We start from the raw sequence: 20,516 nt of genomic DNA, 5'->3' as shown, positions 1-20,516 counted from the left end.
CCCGTGTCGGTCGACGTCCGCTGGGCGACGACCGGGGATGCGGCGGCACTCGCCGCCATGCTTTGCGAAATGGCGGTGCATTACCGGCAGCCGCCACTCGACGCCAGCCAAGCTTTGTCGGCGGCACAGAAATGGCTTGGCGACGAAGGTCCGGCCTATCCGCATTTTGCGCTCGCCTTCGTCGATGGTGAAGTTTGCGAGCTGGCCTCGGTTGCGATCGCGCATCCCGGCATCGATCTCGAGTGGCTGCTGTTCCTCAAGGACCTATTCGTACGCAATGATGCCCGCAATGGCGGTGTCGGTCGAGCACTGATGGCATTCCTCGCCGGCCATTGCCTGCGCGAAGGCATCGGCCGCATCGACCTGACCACGAAGGACTGGAACGAAGGCGCGCTGCGCTTCTATGCCCAATTTGGTGCCGAGCGTCACGAGCAGAAGGTCTTTCTCAGGCTATCCGGCGAGGCGCTGCTGGCGATCGCGGGTGGTTCCTCGACGCGATCTTGGAAGCCCTAAATTTGGAGATTGGCCGAAACATCTCCCCTTTCGTCATCCTGGGGCGAAGCAAGGAGCGAAGCGACGCGGCGCAGACCCCAGGATCCATGCCGTTACCCGGCGGCAGTGCTCGGCCGACCAGAACCGAGCGCTTCTTCGTGGTGGATATGAGCGCCATTCTGAACCGCTGCGTTCCTCGGCTTATGTCGCGTCATGGATCCCAGGGTCTGCACTCCGCTTCGCGTCGCTCCGCCCCAGGATGACGCAGGCGTGGCGGCCGGCGACCCAATCGTGGAGGTACTAAACCCTGACACCTACCGGCACCGGACCCCACTGGTTTTCGCGCGGCTGCGTCGGGATCAGCGCAAAGACCAGGATGATCAGGCTGCCGAAGGTCGGGACCAGGAAAAGCAGAAAGAGCCATCCCGTCAGGCCGGTATCGTGCAGGCGACGCACGTTCAGCCCGAACCATGGCAGGGCTGTCGCCAGCAGGAAGAGACCGGAAAGGCCGACCGTCACTGCCGGCAATTCACTGTTGTCGAGATTGCCCATGGCGTCGTCGATAAAGACGCCGAGTCCCATGACCACGATCAGCGCGATCGTCCAGAACAGACAATAGCCCCAATACTCCTTGCGGCGGGCACGGCCGGCGAAGTTGAAGTAATTCTCGGTCAGACCCCGCCAGAAGTAGTTCCACAGGCCAGCCGATTCGGCCGGACTTTGTTCAGCGGAACGGCCGAAATGTTGCGGCTGACGTGCCGCGGGCGCATTGCCGGCCTGAGTTGGGGCGGCGGTTGCAGTGGAGGCGTCGGCGGGCGCGCTGGCAGGTTGGGAGCGGATCGAAAAAACATCGCGTGCCCGTCCGCCAGCCGGCTGGAATTCGACGGTCGTACCTCCGGCAACCGATGCTTCGCGGCGCAAATCTTCGCGCGCCAAAGTGTAGCGGTTGCCGTCGGCTCCGGTGATGAAGCCGAAACCCTGGTCTTCGTCGTAATGAAGAACTTCGCCGCGCATGTCCTGCCCACCCCCATTTCCCCGCCCCAGACTGTGCAAAGTTCCGGCAGACCGCAAGGGGCGTGCGGAAATGGAGAGTGGTGGCTATTTACCCCGGCCGTTTCTTCGATTTCTTGTGTTTCGCAGGTCCGCCTTCGAACTTCGCCTTGGCCGGTTTCCCGGCCCAGGGCTTCGCCTCGAATGCCGGGCGCTGGTCGGCCGGTGCGCGCTTCTCGAATTTGGGCGTGTTCTGATCGAAGGTGCGCTTGCCGCGGTGCGGCTTCTTGTCGGGTCGTGGTTCCTGGTAGCCGGCCCGCGACAAATCCGGCGTGCCATCCAGCCGCTTGACCGCAATGTTGCCCTGCAGCTTGCGGTCGGGGCCGATCGCAGCGAGGAAACGCTCGGCCCAGTCCGCCGCGATCTGCACGAAGGTTTCCTCCGGCTGCATCTTGATGGCGCCGATCTCGCGCTTGGAAATGCCGCCTGTCCGGCACAGCATCGGGATCAGCCAGCGTGGCTCGGCATTCTGCCGGCGTCCGACCGACAGCGAGAACCAGACGCTGTCGCCGAAATCGTCGCGGCGGCTCGGTGCCTCATCCCGGCGCGCAAATTTTTCGGCCGACGGCGTGAACGGTGCCACGTCGAGAAGATCCTCCGGCGCCGAGTGGCTGGAGCGACACATCCGCACGAAGGCGGCGGCAACCTGTTCGGGCCCGTGCTGATCGAGAAGCACCTCGACGAAGCCGCGCTCCTCATCCTTCATAGGCTCGCTGAAGACCGGATCAGCGAGAATGCGCTCATCGTCGCGCCGCATCACGTCGTCGGCCGACGGCGGGCTTGCCCATGTCGCCGCAAGGCCGGCACTTTGCAGCAGCCGTTCGGTGCGCCGGCGGGCATTGTTGGGCACGATCAGCGCGCTGACGCCCTTGCGTCCCGCACGACCCGTGCGTCCGCTTCGGTGCAGGAGCGTCTCCGGGTTGGTCGGCAGGTCGGCATGGATCACCAGCTCGAGATTGGGCAGGTCGATGCCGCGTGCCGCGACGTCGGTGGCGATGCAGACCTTGGCGCGGCCGTCGCGCATCGCCTGCAGCGCGTGGCTGCGCTCGTTCTGGCTAAGCTCGCCGGACAGCGCCACGACGGAAAAGTTGCGATTGTTGAAGCGCGCCGTCAGATGGTTGACGGCGGCGCGGGTGTTGCAGAACACCAATGCATTCTTGGCCTCGTAGTAGCGAAGCACGTTGATGATGGCGTTTTCGCGGTCCGCCTGGGCGACGCTCAGCGCCCGGTATTCGATGTCGAGATGCTGCTTTTCCTCGCCGGAGGCCGAGATGCGCACAGCATCGCGCTGGTAGCCCTTGGCCAGCGTGGCGATGGAGCGCGGCACGGTCGCGGAAAACATCAGCGTGCGGCGATCGGCGGGTGCGGCATCGAGGATGAATTCCAGATCCTCGCGAAAGCCGAGATCGAGCATCTCGTCGGCCTCGTCGAGCACCACTGCCTTGAGCGCCGACATGTCGAGCGAATTGCGGGTGATGTGATCGCGCAGGCGGCCGGGCGTGCCCACGACGATATGGGCGCCGCGCTCCAGCACGCGCCGTTCGGTGCGCATGTCCATGCCGCCGACGCAGGACGCCACCGTGGCGCCGGTCAGTTCGTAGAGCCATTCCAGCTCGCGCGTTACCTGCAGGGCCAACTCCCGCGTCGGCGCCACGGCCAGCGCCAGGGGTGCCGCCGCGTGGGAAAAGCGCTCCGCGCCATCGAGAAGGGTCGGCGCCAAAGCCAGACCGAAGGCGACGGTCTTGCCGGAGCCGGTCTGGGCCGAAACCAGCGCATCGGCCTGGCCAAGCTCGAGAACGGCGTTCTGCACCGGCGTCAGCTCGACATAGCCGCGTTTTTCCAGCGCCTTTGCTAGCGCGGGAACAATAGCTTCGAAGTTGGACATCTTGCTCTTTCGAAATTCGGATTCTGAATACCCGGCGACGGGTCAAATGTCGGCATGCGCCACAGACGGGCGCCACGAGCCAGACGATGCTCGTTCGTACTTGGTGCCGCCGTCATTGTACAGGGCGGGCGGGTCGGCCTGCTTGCGGTTGACTCTAGACGTAAACCGCGTAAAAGCCGGCACCGAACGGGATAGTTTTCGATGCGCGGCCTTTTGATGGCGCTTTCTGCCTTCGACATCCCCGGCCCCAATGCGAACCATTGGGCCGGGCGCGTCGCTGCGTCTCCTCGTTCCAGCAAAATCACGTTCTTGCCCAAAAAAACCGGCAAAACGACCACCAAAACGGTCTGATTCCCTTGGCCTAACCACCCCTCCCGGGTCCGGCCCGGGGGTTGAAACCCGCATCGGCCGGCGGGTTTTCTCCAGAAACCGAGCGGAGAGGGACAGGAGATTTCGATGAGTTTCAAGGTTGCGATCGTCGGCGCCACGGGCAATGTGGGCCGGGAAATGCTCAACATACTGGAGGAACGCGGCTTTCCGGTGAGCGAGGTGGTGGCGCTGGCCTCGCGGCGCAGCCAGGGCACGGAAGTGTCGTTCGGCGACCGCACGCTGAAGGTCAGGGCGCTCGACCAATATGATTTTTCCGACACCGACATCTGCATCATGTCGGCCGGCGGCAACGTGTCCAAGGAATGGTCGCCGAAGATCGGCAAGCAGGGCTGCGTCGTGATCGACAATTCGTCGGCCTTCCGCTACGATCAGGACGTGCCGCTGATCGTTCCGGAAGTGAACCCGGATGCGATCTCGCTGTTCACGCGCAAGAACATCATTGCCAACCCGAACTGCTCGACGGCGCAGCTGGTCGTGGCGCTGAAGCCGCTGCATGACGCGGCCACCATCAAGCGCGTCGTCGTCGCCACCTACCAGTCGGTCTCCGGCGCCGGCAAGGAAGGCATGGACGAATTGTTCACGCAGACGCGCGCGGTGTTCGTCGCCGACCAGGTCGACGTCAGGAAGTTCACCAAGCGCATCGCCTTCAACGTCATCCCGCATATCGACGTCTTCCTCGACGACGGCTTCACCAAGGAAGAGTGGAAGATGGTGGCCGAGACCAAGAAGATGCTCGACCCGAAGATCAAGCTGACGGCGACCTGCGTGCGGGTGCCGGTGTTCATCGGCCATTCGGAAGCGGTCAACATCGAGTTCGAGAAGCCGATCACCGCCGAAGAGGCGCGCGAGATCCTGCGCGAGGCGCCGGGCTGCCAGGTCATCGACAAGCGCGAGGACGGCGGCTACATCACGCCGCTGGAATCGGCCGGCGAGGACGCCACCTTCATCTCGCGCATCCGCGAGGACTCGACCATCGATAACGGCCTGTCGATGTGGATCGTCTCCGACAATCTGCGCAAGGGCGCGGCACTCAATGCGGTGCAGATCGCCGAACTGCTGGTCGAGCGCGGGCTGATCCAGCCGAAGAAGAAGGCGGCATAGTTCGCTCACGGCCGTATCGCCGCTAGCGCGGCTGGCCTCCGCGGGGGCGCCGGACGACCGGCGGCCTGCGGTCGCAGGCTTGGCCTTCGGCGGTTGTTTCGCTCACGGCCGTATCGCCGCTACGCGGCTGGCCTCCGCGGGGGCGCCGGAAGGCCGGCGGCCCGCAGTCGCGGGCTCGGCCTTCGGCCGTTTGCGCCCTTCTCGCCGTTCACGGGGCGAAGGTTCCGGCAGGCGTATGAGGGGCAGCGCAGGCGCCGGTGTCACAGCCGGTTCTCCTCCGCTGGGTCCAACAGCAACTCCAGCGCCTCCTCCGCCCGGTCGGCGGGCACGAACAGGTGATCGTGGTAGAAGGCCGAGACCGGATTGACGCCGATGCCGGCGGTGGCCAGCCGCGCGGTGATGGCGGCGAGGAAGCCGACCGCTTCCAGCGACGAATGGATGTTCAGCGTCAGCATCCGGCAGCGGAACACGGTTTTCAGTCCAGCGGCCTTGGCATGGTCTTCAAGCACGATCAGCGTCATGCCCTCGCGCTCGCGAAATAGCATCACCGGGTGGAGCCTGTCGGGAACGGGCGCATCGGGTGGCAACGTGGTGAAGACATGAACGCCGGCAAGCAATTCCGGCGTCATTGCCGCCAGCAACTGTTTCAGGTCGGTCTCTCCGGCCATCGGTTGCTTTCGTTGTGCGATCAGGCGGTGGTTGCCGTCGAGCGCTCGGAAGACACCTCTACGGATTTTCAATAACGCCCTCCACCTCACCCCGCAAGGTGGGCCAGGTTCGTTGCTGACTGAACTTGCACATCCAAGGTCGCCGTCCCCCGGAGCTGAAAAAGAGCTGGAGGCGTGTCGGATCGCCGTCATGGGCCGCGTCCTTGGTTCGAGCTGGCGAAGGAGCCAGTGCTCACAACGACCGGAGGGAACATCAATGACCATGTCTCAGGCAGCACCCGTCTCACCGCGTGCCCTGTGGGCCGGCCGCGTGCTCAGCGCCGTCATCGTGCTGTTCATGATCTTCGACGGCGTCATCAAGCTACCGCCGCTCGAAATCGTCACCCAGACCATGGTGCAGCTCGGCTGGCCGGCCGATGCCAAGGTCTCGCGCATGCTCGGCACCATTGGATTGGTCTCGACAGCGCTTTACGCGCTGCCACGCACCTCGGTGCTCGGCGCCATCCTGCTCACCGCCTATCTCGGCGGCGCCGTCGCCACGCATGTGCGTATCGGCAGCCCTTTGTTCTCGCACATACTGTTCGGCGTCTATCTCGGCGCCGTCCTCTGGGGTGGCCTGTATCTGCGCGATCCAAGGGTGCGCGCGTTGTTCCCGTTCAGCCAATAGCGGCGACATCGAAAGCCGTTCGATGGTGGCCACGCCGCCAGAGGGGGCGCGGTCTGCCGCCGCCTTTCTACTCTTTGGATCAAATTGAGCGCCGCCGGGCGGCAGCCGATCTTCTTCTTTGGATCAAATCGCCTGGTTGCGAGTTAGGGGGTGCAGCGGCGAGGACGGCACCCTGTTGGAGAGGAACGACAATGAAAAAGGTGATGATCTTGATGGCCTTGCTGGTCCCGCTCGGTGCCTGCTCCCGTACTGAGCAAGGCGCGGCAGTTGGTGGCCTGGGCGGTGCGGCGGTCGGCGCTGCTGTGGCCGGCAACCCGACCAAGGGCGCGGTGATCGGCGGTGCGGCCGGCGCTTTGGCCGGTGCACTGATCGGCCGTGCCAGCGAAAGCGGCCAATGCCGTTATCGCGATCGTAACGGTCGTGTCTACGTTGCCAGTTGCCCGGAAGGCTATTGATCGGGCCGCATCATATGGATGCAATAGCAAAACGGCGGGCAGGGCCCGCCGTTTCGTGGTTGTGGAGATGATTTATTCGGCGCTGGCGGCTTCCGCCTCGGCCGGCGCGGCTGCGGCGGCGGCAACGGCCGCGGCGGCATCCTCCTGCGCCTTCTTCAGCAAGGCTGCGCGCTCCTGCGCCTTCTTGCCGGGCTCGGCCTTCTTCGGGTTGGAGCGCGCTTCGCGCTTGGCGATGCCGGCTTCATCGAGGAAGCGCAGCACGCGGTCGGTCGGCTGGGCGCCATGCGACAGCCAATGCTTGACGCGCTCGGCGTCGACCTTGACGCGTTCGCCGTCCTTGGGCAGCAGCGGATTCCATGAGCCGAGCGACTCGATGAAACGGCCGTCGCGCGGCGAACGCGCGTCGGCGACGACGACATGGTAATAGGGACGCTTCTTCGAGCCCGCACGGGCCAATCGGATTTTCAGTGGCATTTCTTTTCTCCTAAAAGCTCTGATTTGGTTGATCGGTTGGTGGCTGGTCCTCAGCCGGTTTTCGCTACGCCGTTGGATGCGGCGATCTGCTCGTGATGGCGGATCACTTCGCGGACGACGAAGTTCAGGAATTTCTCCGCGAAATCCGGGTCGAGATGGGCGTCCTTCGCCAGTTGGCGAAGACGGGCGATCTGCTCCTGCTCGCGCGCCGGATCGGCAGGCGGCAGGCCATGTTCCGCCTTCAGCACGCCGACTGCCTTGGTGCAGCGGAAGCGCTCGGCCAGCATGTGGATCAGCGCCGCGTCAATATTGTCGATCGAGGCGCGATAATTGGCCAGCGCCGCACGCGCGTCCGCCATGTCCTTCTCTTCGTTCATGGCGCCCTCACTTCTTCTTGCCGAGGCCATTCTTGCCAAGCATTGGCAGCCCGCCACCGCCCGGCAGGCCGGGAAGTTTCATGCCGCCGGGCAGCCCAGGCAGGCCGCCGCCACCGGGAAGACCACCGGGCAGGCCCTTCATGCCGCCGAGCCCGGCCGCCTGGGCCTGCTTCTGCAAGGCTTCGAGCTGCTTGGGGTCCATCTTTGAGAGGTCCGGCATGCCGCCGCCCATCATGCCGCCTCCGGGACCGCCTGGGCCGCCAGGCATCATGCCGCCGAGCCCCATCTTGGAAGCGAGGCCGCCCATCATGCCGCGCATCAGGCCGCCGCCTTTGCCCTTGCCGCCCATCGCCTTCATCATGTCGGCCATGCCGCGATGCATCTTCAACAGTTTGTTGATTTCGGCCGCGTCGGTACCCGAGCCGGCGGCGATGCGCTTCTTGCGCGAGTGCTTCAGAATATCGGGGTTGGCACGCTCGGCCTTGGTCATCGACGAGATGATGGCGAGCTGGCGACCGAACATCTTGTCGTCGAGCCCGGCGGCGGCCATCTGGTCCTTCATCTTGCCCATGCCGGGCATCATGCCCATGATGCCACCCATGCCACCCATTTTCGACATTTGCTGAAGCTGGCCGGCGAGGTCGTTCAGGTCGAACTTGCCCGACTGCATCTTCCTGGCCATCGCCGCGGCCTGTTCGGCGTCGATGTTCTCGGCCGCCTTTTCGACGAGGCTGACGATGTCGCCCATGCCGAGGATGCGGTCGGCGATGCGCTTGGGGTGGAATTCCTCCAGCGCGTCCATTTTTTCGCCGGTGCCGATCAGCTTGATCGGCTTACCGGTGACGGCGCGCATCGAGAGCGCCGCACCACCGCGGCCGTCGCCGTCCATGCGGGTCAGCACGAGGCCGGTGATGCCGACGCGCTCGTCGAAGCTTTTTGCCAGATTGACGGCGTCCTGGCCGGTCAGCGAATCGGCGACCAGCAGGATCTCGTGCGGCGACGACATCTTCTTGATGTCGGCCATCTCGACCATCAACGGCTCGTCGATATGGGTGCGGCCGGCGGTATCGAGGATGACGACGTCATGGCCGCCGAGCTTGGCCGCCTGCACGGCGCGGCGGGCGATATCGACCGGCGTCTGGCCGGCGACGATCGGCAATGTGGCGACCTTGACCTGCTCGCCGAGCTGGCGGAGCTGCTCTTGCGCGGCGGGACGCCGCGTGTCGAGCGAGGCCATCAAGACTTTCTTGTTTTGACGGTCGGCGAGGCGCCTGGCGATCTTGGCCGAGGTCGTCGTCTTGCCGGAACCCTGCAAGCCGACCATCATGATGACGACCGGAGCCGGTGCATTGAGGTCGATGGCGACGCCCTCGGCGCCGAGCATCTCGACCAGCTCGTCATGGACGATCTTGACGACCATCTGGCCGGGCTTGATCGACTTGACCACGGCGGCGCCGACGGCCTTCTCGCGCACCTTGTCGGTGAAGGAACGCACAACTTCCAGCGCCACGTCGGCCTCGAGCAACGCACGGCGCACCTCGCGCAACGCCGCCGAGACATCAGCCTCCGACAAGGCGCCGCGGCCGGTGAGGCCGTTCAGGATCGAACCAAGACGTTCCTGTAGCGATTCAAACATTCTTCTTCCTTTTCCCTGGCACCCGGATGATGCCCGAGAGGTAATGCGTTCGCGCCAACTGTCCAAGCAAAAGCCGGTCCGGGCAAAGCCCAAAGCCAAAAAGCACCCGGGGGCGCACAGCGCTGCCGGGTGTTGGCCTCCGGGATCGATTTACAGCACTTCACCTCAAGGAGGTTTCGGCGTCCCGGTCGGTTTGCTCGGAGGAATACTCGTCGCGGAATTCGCGGCGTGTAGACAGGAAATCGGCCGCAGAGTCAAGCTTTGGTCAAGCTTTGCGTCAAATAGCTCAGGACGACCAGGCAATGCACATCAGCGCACGCTGCCGGCGCGCGCCATATCCGGCTCGACCTTCAGCGGTGAGCGCGGATGTAAAAGCAGCAGAACGGTCAACAGGCTGCTGACGATGCCGATCGAAGCGATGAGGACGGCGTCTGAAGTCGTCCAGCCCGCGGCTTCGAGCGGCTTGGCGTTGAACAGGGCGAAGGAATTATAGCTTTGCTGGTGCGAAATCAGCAGGAAGCCGGTCAGATTGTTGCCGAGATGGGCGCCAAAGCCGGCACCGAGATTGCCGGTTGCATAGACCAGAAGCGTCAGCAGCAGCGCAAAGGCGGCGATCGAGGCCAGCACGCAGGCATTGATGGCAGCGCTCGAACCTGGGCTCCAGTGCAGGGAGGTGAACAGCAATCCCGGCAGCAGCGCCCAGATGAAAGGGTTCCGGAACCGGCTCGCCAGGCCCCTGAGCAGATAACCGCGAAACAGCATCTCCTCCGACGAGGTCTGCAGAAAGGTCAGGGCGGCGATCGGGATCAGGAACGAAAGCCACGCGGACAGGCCGATCGCGCCGCGCGCGATGTCGGGCTGCAAACCATAAAGCAGGATCTCGGAAAGCAGCGAGGTGATCAGCACCGCGGTCAGTCCTTTCAGGAACCCCGACCAAGAAATGCGCCGGCTGACGCCAATCAGGGCTGTCAGCTTCTCGCGATGGATCCAGCGCATGGCAGCCCAAAGGCCGAGCCAGATTCCGGCAAATGAAGCCAGCGCCGCGAGGATGCCCGCAGGAGAGGCCATGAAATCCTGCACCGCTCCCCCACCTGGCGGGGCGGTGCCAGACGATGCCTGCCAAACGGCAAAGGCATAGGTGCCGCCGAACAGCACGGCGGCAGTGGTTCCGAGCCAGAACAGGATGACGACCACCGCTCCAAGCAGAAGCCGCGGCAAAGTGGTCTTGTTGTTGGCGGTGTGCCGGTACTGTTGGAAGGCGGTTGGGTCGATCGTCACGCTGGCTCGCTGGCTGGTGCTTCGGCTCGCAAGGTCTAGAACATCGGCCCCAATGTGGAAACCGGTATTGCAGCGGCAATACCGGCTTGTGGCAATGTCGGGAGTGCGAGCGGCCGCCATTACAGGGCGACCGCCCTGTTTGTATCGTCAGCGCACGACGTACACGATACGCCGGCTGCCCGGATCGACCAGTGCCGGCTGGCCGTTCACATAGACGTAGCGGTAATCATAGTCCGGAATCTCGCGCAGCTCGACGGTGTCAGGCAACGTCGCGCCCGTCACCACCTCACCCTCGAGATAGACCGGATCGAGCCGATGCGTACGTACATAGGTACGGATCTCGGCCGGCGGTCTCCGGATAGGCTCGATCGCCTCGCCGGCGACGATTGCTCCGGTATAGCTGTCGGAATACTCGACGCTATCGGCGGGCGGCGTCACGACGGCAATGTCGGCGCTGGCCGGACGCTGTGTCAGGACCACACGGCTGCCGCCGAAATCGGCCGTCACATAGTCGGAATAGACCCAGCCCTGGCCGTTGGCCTCGGCGATGGTGCACCATTTGCTGTTGGCGATGCAGCCGTCGAGCGTCGCCGACTGGCCGGCCGCAAGCACGCCGATCACCGGATATTGCGGGCCGGGGCCGGCGCGTACATTGAGATCAGTGATGGCCGAGACGGCGGTGTCGGCCAAGGCAGAGCCCGACATCGCCATGAGCGCTCCGGCCACCGCCGGAAACAATATGCGTTTCATGGTCTTCTCTCCGTTTCACAGTCCCTTGGCACGGAAAACGAAGCAAAGCCGCATGCGTTCCGGCTAAAAGGCTTCGGCCGGCTCACGATTTGTTCCAGTCGTTTTCGGCAGGTCGGTCAAAAGCTCGTGAACAAAAGCAAGTTTTTGCGCCGCCACGTCCGAGATGACGAAGGGATAGAGATCGGGCAGGCCCATGCAGCGGTTGATCGAGTTGGACGCCTCCGACAGCACCAGCCAGCGGTCGAGAATCCTTTCGAAGGGCTCTGGGCTGGCGGCGGGTTCCGATGGTGCCGGCTGCAACTTGCCGCCGGTATCGGCGCGCGGCAGCTCGTTGGCTTCAACGGTTTCCAGCCGGCCGAGCGGGAAATTCAGGGCATGCACCATCTCCAGCGTGTCCGTGATGTGCATGTGATGCGCCCACGTCTCGGCCCAGTCCTCCCATGGGTGCGACGTCGCATAGGTCGAGATATGGCGCTGCTGCCAGTCGGGCGGCGCGCCATCGGCATAATAGGTCTTCAGCGCCTGTTCGTAGCCGGCGCGCTCGTCGCCGAACAAAGCGCGAAAACCGGCAAGCTTTTGCGAATCGTCGCGGATCAGGCGGTCCCAGTAATAATGGCCGAGCTCATGGCGGAAATGGCCGAGCAGCGTGCGGTAGTTCTCGCCCATCTCGACGCGCCGCCGTTCGCGCTCTGCCGAATCCGCCTCGGCGACGTTGAGCGTGATCCGGCCGTTGTCATGACCGGTCAGGATACGCTCGCCGCCCGGACCGCCGCCGATCGGATCGGCAAGAAAATCGAAAGCGAGACCGATCTCGTCGCCAACGTCCTGCTTGGGTGCGACCGGCAGGCCGAAGGCGAGCAGCGAATAGACGGCACGCTTCTTTGCCGCCTCGACACGGATCCAGCGGCGGCGGTTGCCGTCGACCGACAGATCCGGGATCAGCTGGTTCAGCGCACAGGCGCGGCAGAAGGCATGGCCGGGCTCCGCCATCCAGTTGCAGGCGCATTCGTCGGCATTGGTGCAATGGAAGACGTCGGCGCCGGACAGCGCGAAGTGCGCATGCTCGGGATCGTAGAGCACGAGGCTGGCGCAGTTCAGGCATTGCGCGTTCTCGAAATAGAGACGGTGGCCGCACTGCGGGCAGTCGAAAAGCTTCATTGGCGTCTCAAATCATTCGAAATGCGGAGGACGATACGAGCAGGAGAACGCCAAACGCCTGTCAGCTGCCGACGTTCCTGCCGGCCGATGCTATTTTGCCGCAAGCTGGGCGACGACCTCCTTGGCCACTGCCTCGCCCGACAATCTGGCGCCGCCGCAGGTCTGCATCAGCGGACCGGCCAAATGCTCGCCGGCGAAGAAGATCTTTTCCGCCACGGGCTGCATCAGCGTGGCGCGCGCTTGCGAGCGGCCGGGCCGCCGCCGCCGCATAGCACACAAACCGCTCAGCGCCCCGCCGATGATCACGACATCAACGTCTTCCATGCTTATTCTGTCCCCGCCACAATAATTACTTGATCGTAGGCAAATTCCCGGGCGTCCGCCAGTGTGGTGGATTTGAGGTTCCTGCTGTATTGAGTGCATCGGCGTGGCGCCAGGGCAGTGACAAGCAGGTGTTTCGCAGGCAAGTTCGCAATTGGGAACGTGATTCAGGCAACCAGGAGAGCAGCATGGCATTTCTTGCCAAGGGGAAGATGTTTGTAGTGGCCACGGTGGTGGCGGTGCTTGCGCTGGCGACGGGCGCGCAGGCGGCGGCCAGCTGTGGCAAGAGCGGCGCCGGCTTCGAGGCATGGAAACCGGAGTTCGCCGCGGAGGCGAAGGCCGACGGTGTCGGCTCGAAGGGTCTGGCCGCTCTGGCTCGCGCAACCTACGCGACAAAGACGATCTCCGTCGACCGCGCCATCCATAAGGCTTTCAGCGGCTCGGTGGAAGCTTTCATGAAGCGCCGTGGCGCGTCCGCGATCATTGCCAGGGGCCGTGCGCTGAAGAAGGCCAATGCTGCGCTGTTCGACAAGATCGAACGGAATTACGGCGTGTCGCCGGGCGTGTTGCTCGCCATCTGGGGCATGGAGACCGGCTTCGGTTCCGCCATGGGCAACCAGAATACGGTCTCCGCCATTTTAACGCTGGCCTATGACTGTCGCCGTCCGGAGTTCTTCTACCCGCATGCCATTGCGGCCCTGAAGCTGGTTGATCGCGGAGCGTTGAGCGCCTCGTCGGTCGGTGCCGCGCACGGCGAGATTGGCCACACGCAGTTCCTGCCCGGAAATGTTTTGACGTATGGTGTCGGAAACAAAAATCTGCGCGACAAGAGCACTGCGTTGGCTTCCACCGCCAACTTCCTCAAGAGTCATGGTTGGCGGGCCGGCGCGAGCGCGCAGGCGAATATGGGCGCAATCGCTGGCTGGAATTCCGCGAGCGTCTATCAACAGGCCATCGCCCGCATGGCCACGGCGATCGATGCCGACTGACAGGGCCCTCTAGAGCTTTGTTTTAACGCAATTCCGGACGGAAAACCGTTTCACACTTTTCCTGGAATTGCTCTATTCGACAGAAAGCCCTGCCAAGCCTCGGGCTTTCTATTTCACGTTGAGCGCGTAGGAGCAGCCGGCGAGCACGTTCTCACCAAGGAATTTGTCCGGTGGCGCGAGTTCGGGTGCGATGCCGAGTTCGCGGGCAAGGTCCGGTGCGGAAACGCCGTCGAGAACCGGCATCGGCCCGGTCGCGGCAAAGACGACGGACGCCGTTTCGCGCCCGAATACGCGAAGCGGGGCCGGCAATTCATATTGCTTGAGGAAAGGATTGCCGGAAGAAACGTCGTTCCAGCCGAGCTTTGCGGGCGTATCGGGGCGGTCGCTCAGCCAAAGGGCAAAACCACTATAGGTCGGAACGTCAGCCCTGCACTCGACCAGCGCGGGAAGGTCAAGGGAGGGGGGGCATCGTTGGCTTTGGCGACGGCCAAGTTCGCCAGGACAGCCAACGTGGGCAGGAAACCAGCTCCAAGCGTGGCCAAGCGCCTGGGCACATCACGCTCAATAATGCACGTAGCCGCTCAACGGGCATTTCTGGGAAATGGGAATCTGGAAGGGGCCGTCAAAACTTTTGCAGGTACGGAATTTGGAATTCCGCGGCGCCGGGGTAGCCGCTTTTGGCTTGTCCCCGATGACCGTCGGGACTCTGGGACCCTGCGCGTAGCCGCTCAACGGGCATTTCTGGGAAGCGGGAATCTGGAAGGGGCCGTCAAAACTTTTGCAAGTATGGACCTTGGATGTTTGCCCCGCCGGGACTTGCGTGGACTGACCCGCGGTAAAGACGGCCACCGCCGCAAGCAGAAGAAAAAGTCTGTTTTTCACTGTCAAAGCCCTCCGACCCGCACGAGAAGTAAGATCAAATCACGGAAAGGTCAAACAGGAAACGATCTGAAATCGCGGCTTCTATTATATTAGAGACGCCAAATAAAACCCGGTGTCCTCACCGGGTTCCTAACTCATCTAAGCATTGGGCCTGTTGGGAATATCAACCCTTGCGATTGCGCGCCGCCAGTGTCCGCAGCCTCAGCGCGTTGAGGCGGATGAAACCTTCTGCATCCTTCTGGTCGTAGGCGCCGCGGTCGTCCTCGAAGGTGACCAGCGCGTCGGAATAGAGCGTCTTCCTCGACTTGCGGCCGCTGACCATGACGTTGCCCTTGTAGAGCTTCAGCCGCACGGTGCCTTCGACGTCTTCCTGGCTCTTGTCGATCATCGCCTGCAACATCAGCCGCTCGGGCGCGAACCAGAAGCCATTGTAGATGAGCTCGGCATAGCGCGGCATGAACTCGTCCTTGAGATGGGCGGCACCGCGGTCGAGCGTGATCGATTCGATCGCCCGGTGGGCGGCGATCAGGATGGTGCCGCCGGGGGTCTCGTAGACACCGCGCGATTTCATGCCGACGAAACGGTTCTCGACCAGGTCGAGCCGGCCGATGCCATTGTCACGGCCGAGATCGTTCAGCGCCGCCAGCATCGTCGCCGGCGACAGCTTCTTGCCGTTGAGCGCGATCGGATCGCCCTTGAGGAATTCGATCTCGATCTCGGTGACCTTGTCCGGCGCGTCCATCGGCGAGATGGTGCGCTGGTGGACGAATTCCGGCGGTTCCGTCCACGGGTCCTCCAGCACCTTGCCCTCGGAGGAGGAGTGCAGAAGGTTGGCGTCGACGGAAAACGGCGCGTCGCCCTTCTTGTCCTTCGGCACCGGGATCTGGTGCTGCTCGGCGAAGTTGATGAGATCGGTGCGCGACTTGAACGACCAGTCGCGCCACGGCGCGATGACCTTGATGTCGGGGTTCAGCGCATAGGCGGAAAGCTCGAAACGCACCTGATCGTTGCCCTTGCCGGTGGCGCCATGGGCGATGGCATCGGCGCCAGTCTCTTTTGCGATTTCGACAAGATGTTTCGAAATCAGCGGCCGGGCGATCGAGGTGCCGAGCAGATAGGTGCCTTCATAGACGGCGTTGGCGCGGAACATCGGAAAGACGAAATCGGATACGAACTCCTCGCGGACATCGACGATGCGGATGTCCTTGATGCCCATCATCTCGGCCTTGCGCCTGGCCGGCTCCAGTTCGCCACCCTGGCCGAGATCGGCGGTGAAGGTGACGACCTCGGCGCCGAGTTCGGTCTGCAGCCATTTCAGGATGATCGAGGTGTCAAGGCCGCCGGAATAGGCGAGCACGACTTTCTTGACGGCTTTTGCTTTCGACATGGTGGGCAGTTCCGCGACAGGGGTTCTTCGCGGGCGAGGTATCACGGCGTTTTAGGCCAGCGCAAGGGACGAACGATGCCTGGACCAGATGCTTCATCTCCAAGAGGCTGGCGAGCACACGGCTCTTGCGCTATGGCTGCGCCGTCTTTTGCCGCTACGAGACGAGCCATGTCCTTCATCCCCGACAGTACGACGCTTATCCAGTTCTCCATCGCCACCTTCATCCTGGCGATCACGCCCGGGCCTGACATGACGCTGTTCGTCTCGCGCACGCTGAGCCAGGGCCGTGCCACCGGCTTTGCCTCCATGGCCGGCGCCTTGTGCGGCACGCTGATTCACACCACGCTGGTGGTGGTCGGCGTCTCGGCGCTGATCGTCGCCTCGCCGATGGCGTTCTTCGTGCTGAAGATTTTTGGCGCCGGCTATCTGGTCTTCCTGGCATGGCAGGCGATCACAAAAGGGTCGGCGTTTTCACCGGAGAAGAAGAGCGGGCCGCAGATCTCGCTGTTCCGCAGCTGGGCGGCGGGGCTCGGGGTCAATCTGCTCAACCCGAAGATCATCCTGTTCTTCATGACCTTCCTGCCGCAATTCGTCTCCGCGCATGATCCCGACGCGCCGGGAAAGCTGTTCTTCCTCGGCGCGATGTTCGTCGTGCTGGCGATCCCGGTAACGGCGCCGATGGTGCTGGCGGCGGAAAAATTCTCGGCCGTGATGAAATCCAGCCCGCGTGTGACCCGCGTCGTCGACTATCTGTTTGCCGGAGTTTTTTCGGCCTTCGCGCTCAAGATCCTGACGGCCCAGGCGAAATAGGGCGTCCGATCTGACGCCAGCTTCCGGCCGAGCGCCCGGCGCTCAGCCAGTAGAAAATACCGCCGACCATGCCGCAGCCGATCACCGCCAGCATGACGCTGGTATTGGTAACCTCGAAATTGGCATCGGCCGTCTGGTGGACGAAGCCAAGGAAGACCGCCGCCACCGCTGCGCCCGCCAGCGCATAGAACAGCCAGTCACGCCGGCCAAGGATCTCGGAGACGAGGATGGCGATGGCGGCCGGCATGAAGGCGAAATAGGCGACGAACAGCGCGACGAAGGGGATTGAAAACCACAGCGCCGCCTGCGCCGCCGGTTGCGTCTCGTCCGTTATCAGCCCAAGAGACGCCAGGAACATGACGTTAAGGAAGGCGCTTGCCGCCAGCGAAGCAACGCCGTAGCCGACAAGGATGACGGCGAAGCGGATCAGATAGGCGACGAGGCGGTTCACGCGAATTGTCCGGGCATTTGCAGGAACCGGCTCTCGACCAGGCGATAGACGGCTCCTGCCAAGCTTCCCGCAATGATTAGGGCCACCAACACGTCAACGTCCGGTGGCCTCTGTGCCGACGGATGCAGTTTCCAGACCGCAAATACGCACGTCCCAACGAAAGCTCCCCCGACGACAAAAAGAATCCAGCGTCTCGCCTCGAGAACTTGGGAAGCAATGACCATCGGGATTGCCAGCGGTGCGCCAAAGATGCCTGCGATCATCGCTCCAAGCAGCAACAGCGACCAACTATCTCGAGTGGACAGGAAAGCGGGAACACGCCACCACATCAGTGCATCGAGCAGGAAAAAGACCAGAGACATGGTGAAGGCAGCCAGGGCGTAGCAGAGCAAAGTCACTGCCAATCGCCTGAGGTATTTCACGCCTCGCCATGCCCCGCGATCATCATCGCTTCCAGCGCCAGCCGGTCGACCTTGCGCATGCGCTCGGAGTCCGACTTGAGCTGGCCGCAGGCGGCCAGGATGTCGCGGCCGCGCGGCGTGCGGATCGGCGAGGCATAGCCGGCATTGTTGATGTAATCGGCGAATTTCTCGATCGTTTCCCAGTCCGAGCACTGGTAGTTGGTGCCCGGCCACGGGTTGAACGGGATCAGATTGATCTTGGCCGGAATGCCCTTGAGCAGCTTGATCAGCGCCTTGGCGTCGTCGATGGAATCGTTGACGTCCTTCAGCATGACATATTCGAAGGTGATCCGCTTGGCGTTCGACAGGCCTGGATAGGCGCGGCAGGCAGCGATCAGATCCTTCAGCGGATACTTCTTGTTGATGGGCACCAAGAGATCGCGCAAATCGTCATTGGTGGCGTGCAGCGAGATCGCCAGCATGACGCCGATCTCCTCGCCGGTGCGGAAGATTTCGGGCACGACGCCGGAGGTCGACAGCGTGATGCGCCTCTTCGACAGGGAAAGCCCGTCGCCGTCGGATGCGATCAGCAGCGCCTTTTTCACCGCCTCGAAATTGTAGAGCGGCTCGCCCATGCCCATCATGACGACGTTGGACACTCTCCTGCCCTCGGCCGGCACGATGGCGCCGTCGGGCGTATCGCGGTCGGGGAAGTCGCCGAGCCGGTCGCGGGCGGTCAAGAGCTGGGCGAGGATTTCCTCCGCCGTCAGGTTGCGCACCAGCTTCTGCGTGCCGGTGTGGCAGAAGGAGCAGGTCAGCGTGCAGCCGACCTGCGAAGAGATGCACAGCGTGCCGCGGCCTTCTTCGGGAATGTAGACGGTCTCGATCTCGACCGGCCGGCCAGCGCCGCGCGGCGGAAAGCGGAACAGCCATTTGCGCGTTCCGTCGGAGGAAATCTGCTCCTCGACGATCTCGGGCCTGGCAACGGTGAAATGCGTGTCGAGGGCGGCGCGCAGATCCTTGGAGATATTGAACATGCCGGCAAAGTCGGAAACGCCGCGCACATAGATCCAATGCCAGAGCTGTTGGGCGCGCATTTTCGCCTGGCGCTCCGGCACGATGCCGGCGGCGACGAGGGCGGCCCCGAGTTCGGCGCGCGTCAAGCCGATCAGCGACGGCTTTTCAGGCGTCGTGTGGGTGCGCAACGCGTCACGCGCGCCTTCGGCGGTAAGATCGAATGTAAGGGTCATTGTTGCGCCAATATAAGCGATTTGCGGCCGAATACAGCATCGTGCCCGAAATCAAGCGCGGCGCATAGCACAGGTTAGCGGCGGAGTCATGCCGGGGTTCTTCCTTCTCCCCTTGTGGGAGAAGGGAAGACCGCGCCTAACCGCCTACTTGCACTTGGCGATCGAGGCCAGCGCCGCCGAGATGCCCTTCAGCGAGAAGACGTAGGTGGTGGTGTTGCCGCGGCCGGACTTGGCCGACACCTTCATGTCGGTGCCGGTCTTCATCGCGGCTATCAGCACCGGCTCCTCGGCGGCGTTCTCGACCCAGGCCGACTTGCCGCGCGTGAACATCGAAAAAGACTTCTTGTCGATGGTGACGGTGGCCTTGGAACCTTCCTGGAAGGTATAGCCGGCGATGAATTGCGGCTCGTAGGACACTTGCTGCCCAGGCCGCTGGCTGACGAAGAAGAACATGTCGCCGTGATCGAGCGTCGGCGGCTGCTTGTCGGTTGGCACCGTCAGGACATAGCAGACCTTGCCGCCGCCCGACGCCTGATAACTGTAGGTGCCCCAGGCATTATGCTGGCCGATCTTGGTTGCCGACTGCGCCAGCGCAGGCGCCGTCAAGGCCACCAGGGCCAGGCTGGAAACTATAGCAATCAATCCGCGCATCGCTTTTCCCGTATTCCACTGGTGCGGCGGCAGGCCGGCTCGGCGTCCTGCCCGTCGCTTCATTTTGATTTAATCTGGGTTACCAAACGGTGAAATTCCCCTGAGAAAAGGATGTTCACGCCAGGAAACCGCCGCCGTCTTCGCGCTGCCGCTCGAAAAAGCGGCTGGCGCAATGTCCCTGCCGCGACTTGGAGGCCACGAAAACGGCAAGAGTTTGACTTTTCAAGCAGCTAGGTCTTGCCGCGATTCTCGCTTTTTGAGGTGCGTGACGAATTTCCCTGCAGGCGGTACCATGTCTGCGTTCGCCGCTACGGCGCTCGGCCAGGGTGCCCTCCCTGGCGGCTTACGGGAGATTTGGCCATGGCCGTTTCCGAGACAGTCCTGATCCTCGCGGGCGGCACAGCCGTCCTGGCGATTGTGTTCGGCATTCGTGTCGCCATGCGGCGGACGGCCGGTGGCGCGGTGCGCCGGTCGGATGCCGGGGAGACGGCGGGCGGATCGGGCGCGCCCGACGTGGCCGGGGTCATTGCGCTGCCGCCTTTGATCTTCCTTGGCTTCCTGGTGGCGGCAACCGTGCTCGAGGTGCTCGTGCCGCTCCCGGTCATGGCCGGGCAGGCGCTCGCCCGCTATCTGACCGGCGCTGTGCTCGCGGTGTGCGGCTTCGTGTTCATCTTTATGGCGGCGGGCCGCTTTCAGGCCGCTGGCACCAACATACCACCGACCTTGCCGACGACGGCGCTGGTCGTCGACGGTATCTATCGGCGCACCAGGAATCCGTTCTATCTGGGAACGACCCTCGTCTATCTGGGCCTCGGCGTCGCGGCCGGAAGTCTTTGGGCTATCGCGCTCGTCATCCCCCTGCTGTGGGTGATCAATACCGGCGTTATCGCGCCGGAAGAGCGCTATCTCGAGCGGAAGTTCGGAGATGCCTATCGCGCCTACAAGGCGCGGGTGCGGCGGTGGGTTTGACGGCCGGAAAGTCTCGCGCGATTT

The 20,516-nt window shown here is 63.4% G+C and carries 24 protein-coding genes; 8 read left to right on the top strand and 16 right to left on the bottom strand.

From position 1 onward, the window contains the following. The first annotated feature begins 3 nt into the window (after positions 1 to 3). Positions 4 to 513, top strand: a complete 510-nt coding sequence (locus NKH28_RS11345; RefSeq protein WP_352978882.1) for a GNAT family N-acetyltransferase — start codon at positions 4 to 6, stop codon at positions 511 to 513. A 279-nt stretch (positions 514 to 792) separates the two neighbouring features. Here the strand turns inward: NKH28_RS11345 and NKH28_RS11340 are convergent, their stop codons facing one another. Together NKH28_RS11340 and NKH28_RS11335 are read right to left on the bottom strand one after the other, a co-directional pair. Continuing rightward, positions 793 to 1,506: a DUF805 domain-containing protein gene (locus tag NKH28_RS11340; RefSeq protein WP_352978880.1), complete on the bottom strand. Its 714-nt coding sequence runs from the start codon at positions 1,504 to 1,506 to the stop codon at positions 793 to 795. A gap of 88 nt (positions 1,507 to 1,594) precedes the next feature. Continuing rightward, positions 1,595 to 3,427, bottom strand: a complete 1,833-nt coding sequence (locus NKH28_RS11335) for a DEAD/DEAH box helicase (RefSeq protein ID WP_352978878.1) — start codon at positions 3,425 to 3,427, stop codon at positions 1,595 to 1,597. 201 nt (positions 3,428 to 3,628) lie between these two features. Between NKH28_RS11335 and NKH28_RS11330 the strand changes: the two genes are divergently transcribed. Both NKH28_RS11330 and NKH28_RS11325 read left to right on the top strand, forming a co-directional pair. Continuing rightward, positions 3,629 to 3,778, top strand: a complete 150-nt coding sequence (locus NKH28_RS11330) for a hypothetical protein (RefSeq protein ID WP_352773158.1) — start codon at positions 3,629 to 3,631, stop codon at positions 3,776 to 3,778. A gap of 105 nt (positions 3,779 to 3,883) precedes the next feature. Further along, positions 3,884 to 4,918: an aspartate-semialdehyde dehydrogenase gene (locus tag NKH28_RS11325; protein WP_352770324.1), complete on the top strand. Its 1,035-nt coding sequence runs from the start codon at positions 3,884 to 3,886 to the stop codon at positions 4,916 to 4,918. Between the two features lie 260 nt (positions 4,919 to 5,178). On the opposite strand, the gene NKH28_RS11320 is transcribed toward NKH28_RS11325, so the two are convergent. Beyond that, positions 5,179 to 5,586, bottom strand: coding sequence for an ACT domain-containing protein (locus NKH28_RS11320; protein ID WP_352978876.1), 408 nt, complete (start codon positions 5,584 to 5,586; stop codon positions 5,179 to 5,181). 256 nt (positions 5,587 to 5,842) lie between these two features. Between NKH28_RS11320 and NKH28_RS11315 the strand changes: the two genes are divergently transcribed. Then, positions 5,843 to 6,253: a DoxX family protein gene (locus NKH28_RS11315; RefSeq protein ID WP_352978874.1), complete on the top strand. Its 411-nt coding sequence runs from the start codon at positions 5,843 to 5,845 to the stop codon at positions 6,251 to 6,253. Between the two features lie 191 nt (positions 6,254 to 6,444). Then, positions 6,445 to 6,708, top strand: a complete 264-nt coding sequence (locus NKH28_RS11310; RefSeq protein ID WP_023680734.1) for a YMGG-like glycine zipper-containing protein — start codon at positions 6,445 to 6,447, stop codon at positions 6,706 to 6,708. 72 nt (positions 6,709 to 6,780) lie between these two features. Here the strand turns inward: NKH28_RS11310 and rpsP are convergent, their stop codons facing one another. From rpsP to NKH28_RS11275, 7 genes are all read right to left on the bottom strand, one after another. Continuing rightward, positions 6,781 to 7,182 (bottom strand): 30S ribosomal protein S16, encoded by a 402-nt coding sequence (gene rpsP / locus NKH28_RS11305; protein ID WP_254817891.1) that lies wholly within the window; start codon positions 7,180 to 7,182, stop codon positions 6,781 to 6,783. Positions 7,183 to 7,232: 50 nt separating this feature from the next. Then, complete coding sequence (locus NKH28_RS11300; RefSeq protein WP_352450211.1) at positions 7,233 to 7,559, bottom strand: chorismate mutase; 327 nt, start codon at positions 7,557 to 7,559, stop codon at positions 7,233 to 7,235. A gap of 7 nt (positions 7,560 to 7,566) precedes the next feature. Then, a complete protein-coding gene (ffh, locus tag NKH28_RS11295; protein WP_352541973.1) occupies positions 7,567 to 9,195 on the bottom strand; it encodes a signal recognition particle protein in 1,629 nt (542 codons plus the stop codon). A 309-nt stretch (positions 9,196 to 9,504) separates the two neighbouring features. Further along, complete coding sequence (locus NKH28_RS11290) at positions 9,505 to 10,473, bottom strand: CPBP family intramembrane glutamic endopeptidase (RefSeq protein WP_352450209.1); 969 nt, start codon at positions 10,471 to 10,473, stop codon at positions 9,505 to 9,507. Between the two features lie 147 nt (positions 10,474 to 10,620). After that, positions 10,621 to 11,223 (bottom strand): DUF1236 domain-containing protein, encoded by a 603-nt coding sequence (locus NKH28_RS11285; protein ID WP_352470842.1) that lies wholly within the window; start codon positions 11,221 to 11,223, stop codon positions 10,621 to 10,623. Positions 11,224 to 11,286: 63 nt separating this feature from the next. After that, a complete protein-coding gene (locus tag NKH28_RS11280; protein ID WP_352978872.1) occupies positions 11,287 to 12,381 on the bottom strand; it encodes a zinc-binding metallopeptidase family protein in 1,095 nt (364 codons plus the stop codon). Between the two features lie 90 nt (positions 12,382 to 12,471). Continuing rightward, a complete protein-coding gene (locus tag NKH28_RS11275; RefSeq protein ID WP_352773137.1) occupies positions 12,472 to 12,705 on the bottom strand; it encodes a hypothetical protein in 234 nt (77 codons plus the stop codon). A gap of 185 nt (positions 12,706 to 12,890) precedes the next feature. Between NKH28_RS11275 and NKH28_RS11270 the strand changes: the two genes are divergently transcribed. Then, the gene (locus tag NKH28_RS11270; protein WP_352470839.1) at positions 12,891 to 13,691 is read left to right on the top strand and encodes a lytic murein transglycosylase; all 801 of its coding nucleotides are present in this window, start codon (positions 12,891 to 12,893) and stop codon (positions 13,689 to 13,691) included. A 108-nt stretch (positions 13,692 to 13,799) separates the two neighbouring features. Here the strand turns inward: NKH28_RS11270 and NKH28_RS11265 are convergent, their stop codons facing one another. Continuing rightward, positions 13,800 to 14,000, bottom strand: a complete 201-nt coding sequence (locus NKH28_RS11265; RefSeq protein WP_352470838.1) for a hypothetical protein — start codon at positions 13,998 to 14,000, stop codon at positions 13,800 to 13,802. Positions 14,001 to 14,736: 736 nt separating this feature from the next. After that, positions 14,737 to 15,960, bottom strand: coding sequence for an argininosuccinate synthase (locus NKH28_RS11260; RefSeq protein WP_352685353.1), 1,224 nt, complete (start codon positions 15,958 to 15,960; stop codon positions 14,737 to 14,739). A gap of 168 nt (positions 15,961 to 16,128) precedes the next feature. Here NKH28_RS11260 and NKH28_RS11255 point away from each other — a divergent pair, with 168 nt between their 5' ends. Continuing rightward, positions 16,129 to 16,770, top strand: a complete 642-nt coding sequence (locus tag NKH28_RS11255) for a LysE family translocator (protein WP_352470836.1) — start codon at positions 16,129 to 16,131, stop codon at positions 16,768 to 16,770. Here NKH28_RS11255 and NKH28_RS11250 read toward each other — a convergent pair. The 4 genes from NKH28_RS11250 to NKH28_RS11235 all read right to left on the bottom strand — a co-directional run bounded on the left by NKH28_RS11250 (position 16,742) and on the right by NKH28_RS11235 (position 19,523). After that, the gene (locus tag NKH28_RS11250; RefSeq protein ID WP_352470835.1) at positions 16,742 to 17,221 is read right to left on the bottom strand and encodes a hypothetical protein; all 480 of its coding nucleotides are present in this window, start codon (positions 17,219 to 17,221) and stop codon (positions 16,742 to 16,744) included. The genes NKH28_RS11255 and NKH28_RS11250 overlap by 29 nt on opposite strands. Continuing rightward, on the bottom strand, positions 17,218 to 17,643 hold the full coding sequence (locus tag NKH28_RS11245) for a hypothetical protein (RefSeq protein WP_352470834.1): 426 nt from the start codon (positions 17,641 to 17,643) through the stop codon (positions 17,218 to 17,220). Before NKH28_RS11245 ends, NKH28_RS11250 begins: the two co-directional genes overlap by 4 nt. After that, positions 17,640 to 18,872: a dual-specificity RNA methyltransferase RlmN gene (gene rlmN, locus NKH28_RS11240; protein ID WP_352748284.1), complete on the bottom strand. Its 1,233-nt coding sequence runs from the start codon at positions 18,870 to 18,872 to the stop codon at positions 17,640 to 17,642. The genes NKH28_RS11245 and rlmN overlap by 4 nt, the downstream gene beginning before the upstream one ends. 144 nt (positions 18,873 to 19,016) lie before the next feature. After that, positions 19,017 to 19,523, bottom strand: coding sequence for an invasion associated locus B family protein (locus NKH28_RS11235; RefSeq protein WP_023721899.1), 507 nt, complete (start codon positions 19,521 to 19,523; stop codon positions 19,017 to 19,019). 360 nt (positions 19,524 to 19,883) lie between these two features. Between NKH28_RS11235 and NKH28_RS11230 the strand changes: the two genes are divergently transcribed. Next, entirely contained in the window at positions 19,884 to 20,492 is a 609-nt protein-coding gene (locus NKH28_RS11230; RefSeq protein WP_352456357.1) for a methyltransferase family protein, read from the top strand. The last annotated feature ends 24 nt before the right edge of the window (positions 20,493 to 20,516 follow it).

It is taken from the genome of Mesorhizobium sp. M1227 (genome assembly GCF_040318315.1).
In the GTDB taxonomy this organism is placed as follows: Bacteria; Pseudomonadota; Alphaproteobacteria; order Rhizobiales; family Rhizobiaceae; genus Mesorhizobium.
The sequence above is the reverse complement of the archived record's forward strand: the minus strand, read 5'-3'. Positions and strand labels throughout refer to the sequence as shown.